This window comes from Prosthecobacter sp. (assembly GCF_044373815.1).
Taxonomy (GTDB): domain Bacteria; phylum Verrucomicrobiota; class Verrucomicrobiia; order Verrucomicrobiales; family Verrucomicrobiaceae; genus Prosthecobacter.
Map to the genome: position 1 here is coordinate 1 of NZ_JBIPNG010000675.1, position 2,749 is coordinate 2,749.

At 60.6% G+C, this 2,749-nt stretch carries 3 protein-coding genes; all 3 read left to right on the top strand.

The genetic code is table 11. From position 1 onward, the window contains the following. Positions 1–190: 190 nt before the first annotated feature. Entirely contained in the window at positions 191–652 is a 462-nt protein-coding gene (locus tag ACIREA_RS30110; RefSeq protein WP_397386012.1) for a group III truncated hemoglobin, read from the top strand. After that, positions 649–1,851, top strand: coding sequence for an NnrS family protein (locus ACIREA_RS30115; protein WP_397386013.1), 1,203 nt, complete (start codon positions 649–651; stop codon positions 1,849–1,851). Before ACIREA_RS30110 ends, ACIREA_RS30115 begins: the two co-directional genes overlap by 4 nt. A gap of 87 nt (positions 1,852–1,938) precedes the next feature. Continuing rightward, positions 1,939–2,749, top strand: an 811-nt coding sequence (locus ACIREA_RS30120; protein ID WP_397386014.1) for a radical SAM protein, incomplete at its 3' end; no start/stop codon positions are given.

Here is a 2,749-nt window from a genome sequence, read left to right on the forward strand (position 1 = left end):
ACGATGGAGGAGAGAATAAGTTTCATGGTTTGGTTGGGCTATTTAATAAGTTGCATCGCCGATGCATCAATGCGCCGATCCTGCGCAGAGATGCGCGTTTGTTGTGCGCGGTGCCTCCGCGCCAATTTCTGCGCACAAGGCCGCACAAACAGAGAAGCGACAGGCGCTGTTAATGTTGCATGGTAAATGCATGTTTGAGACCAAGCCTGACATCACCGGACGCGCCGAAATCGAAACTCTGGTGAACACCCTCTACGATCGCGTGCGCACCGATGAGGTGCTGGGGTTCATCTTCAACGACGTGGCGCAGACCAACTGGACCACGCATCTGCCCAAGATGTACGCCTTCTGGGAGACGGTACTCTTCCGCACGGGCGGCTTCACCGGCAATCCCATCGCCGCGCATGCAAAGCTGGTGCCGCAGACACCCATGGGCCGTGCTCAGTTTGACCACTGGCTGCAGCTCTTTCGCAGCACAGTGGATGATCTCTTTGCCGGTGAGCGGGCCGAACACATCAAGAACTGCGCGGCAGACATGGCCAACGTCATCTACTCGCGCATCAACCAGGTGCCTGATCCTCGCTTTGATCCCGCCAATCTCACTCCGGAACAACGCGCGCGTTATTCACGTTATCAGCAGCCTGCCGCATGAGCCAGTTCCCCGCCTGCAAACACAAGAAACACAAAGCCACCGGCCCGCGTCGGGATGGCCTGCGCTGGCTCGCGTCGGAGCCGTATCGCCTGTTCTTTTTCAGCGGTGCGGTGTGGAGCATCATCGGCGTGGCGCTGTGGCCGTTGTATTATGCGCAGCAGATAGGCTTTTATCCCAGCTTCGTTCACGCGCGCATCATGATCGAGGCCTTCGGCACAGCCTTCGTCGTCGGCTTTCTCGGCACTGCCGGGCCGCGCATGGCCACGGCTCCGAAGCTCACGCCGCTGGAGCTGTTCTGGCTCTTCGCGCTGCATCAGGCCTGCGGCATCTCCCATCTCACCCTGCACCTCGCCTGGGGGGATATGTTTTTCATCGCGCTTCTCGGTTCGCTGCTGCTGTGCTTGGTGATCCGCGTGGTGAAGTTCCGCAAGGAAGCACCGCCACCGCAGCTGCTTCTCGCTCTCACCGGTCTGATCTGCGGCATCACAGGTGCGTCGCTGCTGCTGTCTTCAGCGACGCTGATCGATCCGCAGCACCTTCGCCTCGCCAATCTCCTTCTCTATCAGGGCCTGTTGCTGCCGCCGGTTCTCGGCATCGGCGCGTTTGTCTTTCCACGCATGCTTGGCGGAGATTTTGGTGATCCCAAAACGGCGGCGCAGAGCCGCACGAAGCTCATGCGCGCCATAGTGGCGGCGGTCCTGCTTGTGGGCAGCTTCGTTCTTGAGGCCTGCGGTCAGATCATACCGGGCTATGCGCTGCGGGCGCTCGTAGCGGCGGGTTATTTGCTCCTGGAAGTACGCTGGAAAACATCCCAAAGCGGCTCTCTCACCACGGGTTTGCTATGGGCGCTGATCCTCGGCTGGCTCGGTCTGGCGCTTGCCGGATTCTTCTACACCCAGCACGTCAGCGTGGAGCACTTGCTCTACATCGGTGGCTTTGGCATGCTGATGCTTATCGTCGGCAGCCGCGTGCTGTTTGGCCACAGCGGCGATCTGGACGGCTTCTTTGTGAAGAGCAAGTGGGTACGTTTCCTCATCTTCCTTGGCGTTTTGGCCGCCATCACCCGCGCCACGCCCGCCTGGGTGCCTTCCACGACCGTGTCACATCACATCTACGCTGCACTGACCTGGGCGCTGCTGGCGCTGTTCTGGCTGCTGTGGCACCGCAGGCGCTTCGTGAAGCGGGATGAGGAGGATTAGCTGCGGCGAAATCACCCCCGCAAAATCAGCACAACATTCCCCACGCATAGAAAGGACTGCCGCGTCCTCCTTCCGTTAGTCTCACGCATGAACACAGCGCTGAGCAATCCCGAGTGGTCCAAGGTGGCCTCGATGGCCTATGACGGCTTTGAGGAACGTCCCTTTCTTGTCTTTTGGGAGATTACCCGCGCCTGTGCGCTGGCCTGCCGTCACTGCCGGGCCGAAGCGCAATCCCATCGTCATCCCGATGAATTGAATCGTGAGGAATCGAGCCGGCTGATCCGCCAGCTCGCGGAATTGAATCCACCCATGCTTATCCTCACCGGCGGTGATCCGCTGATGCGCACGGACGCGCTGGATCTTGTGCGCGAGGCGACGGCTGCCGGGTTGCACGTGGGCCTGAGCCCTTCGGCGACGGCGAGGCTCATGAATGCGGATTTTGCAGAGATCAAAGCAGCGGGCGTCGACCGCATCTCGCTGAGTCTGGACGGTGCCTCACGCGAAACGCACGATGCCTTTCGCGGAGTGAAGGGCACGTTTGACCGTACCATCGCGGCGGTGCATCGCGCTCATGCGGCGGACCTGAGCGTGCAGATCAACACCACGCTCACGCGCGGCAATCTGCGTGAGTACGAGGCCTTCAAGAAGCTGATGTTTGAACTGAAGCCTGCCATGTGGAGCGTCTTTCTGCTGGTGCCCACCGGTCGTGCTGGCATTGTGGATCTGCCTGACCCCTTGGACATCGAACACGTGTTTCAAGACATGGCCTCGCTCGTTGGCAAGGCCCCCTTTGCCATCAAAACCACGGAGGGGCACCACTTCCGTCGTGTGCTGATTCAGAAGCATGGCGCGGGTGGCAGGCAGCGCCCCGGCATGCGGTCACCGCTTGGCATTCGCG